This is a genomic window from Nocardiopsis halophila DSM 44494 (assembly GCF_000341245.1).
GTDB lineage: Bacteria > Actinomycetota > Actinomycetes > Streptosporangiales > Streptosporangiaceae > Nocardiopsis_A > Nocardiopsis_A halophila.
This window is the reverse complement of sequence record NZ_ANAD01000245.1, coordinates 1-904: the sequence shown is the minus strand read 5'-3', so window position 1 is coordinate 904 and position 904 is coordinate 1. Positions and strand designations below refer to the sequence as shown.

1 protein-coding gene is annotated in these 904 nt (G+C 75.2%); it reads right to left on the bottom strand.

Features of this window, described 5'->3' with window-relative positions; all coding sequences use genetic code 11:
- Nucleotides 1–176 precede the first annotated feature (176 nt).
- Nucleotides 177–731: a type I-E CRISPR-associated protein Cas6/Cse3/CasE gene (locus D450_RS32015; RefSeq protein WP_017541563.1), complete on the bottom strand. Its 555-nt coding sequence runs from the start codon at nucleotides 729–731 to the stop codon at nucleotides 177–179.
- Nucleotides 732–904: the final 173 nt, after the last annotated feature.

Here is a 904-nt window from a genome sequence, read left to right as displayed (position 1 = left end):
ATCGCCCCCCTGCCCCGGGCCGCCGGCGTCCTGGGCATGGACGTGGCCGGCGCCGAGGCCGACGAGCGGGACGTGCGCAGGCGGGCAGCCGAACTGGGGGTGCCGTGGAACCGGTGGGAGGCGCCTGACCGGCCTCGTGGGTAGGCGGTGACCCCGGACTTCGGTCCGGGGTCTCTTCAGGCCCGCTCCGTGAGCAGCAGCCCCCGCCCCTCGTGCTTGCCGCGGCCGACTCCCCGGATGCACAGCTCGTACAGGGCATCGGCGTCGCGCACCACTGCCTCGCCGCGGAACCGTCCGTAGGCGGCTCCCCCCATGCCGATCCTCGCGTGCCTGAGCGCGGTCACCACCAGGACGTCCTCCAGGCGGCCGGTCAGCCACTGGTCCCACCGGTCCTCGGGCACCGCCACGCGACGGCTCTTCCCCTTGCCCTGCGCCCCCGGCTTGGGCACCGCCCGCACCGGCTTGGTGTCGAGCGAGAACCTGATCCGGTCCCACTGCTCGTACCTCGGGGTCTTCACCGACTCGGCTCGCAGGGCTCCGGGCAGCTCGTGCCAGTCGGGGGGCACGTCGGAGGAGATGATCAGCCTGTCCCGCCCCCGGCGCGCCCACAGCACGCGACCCTCCTCTGCGCCTGCGGCGTCGGCCACGTGCCCGACGAGGCGCCCCATGGTCGCGGACTCGGTCGGGTCCGGGGCGGCGTCCGGGTCGAGGTGGATCGTGGTCAGCAGCATGGGCGCCAGTCTGCCACCGGCCCCTGCAGGGGCCGGTGGCTCCCGCGAACTGGTGGCGCCCTCACCGGCGGCCCGCTAAGGTGGCGCCCATCGGCCGGTTCCGTTCCGCCGGAGACGGTGGTGGCGGAAGCGCGCGAGCGCCCCGCGCANCGCGGGGGTGGCCCATACGCTTG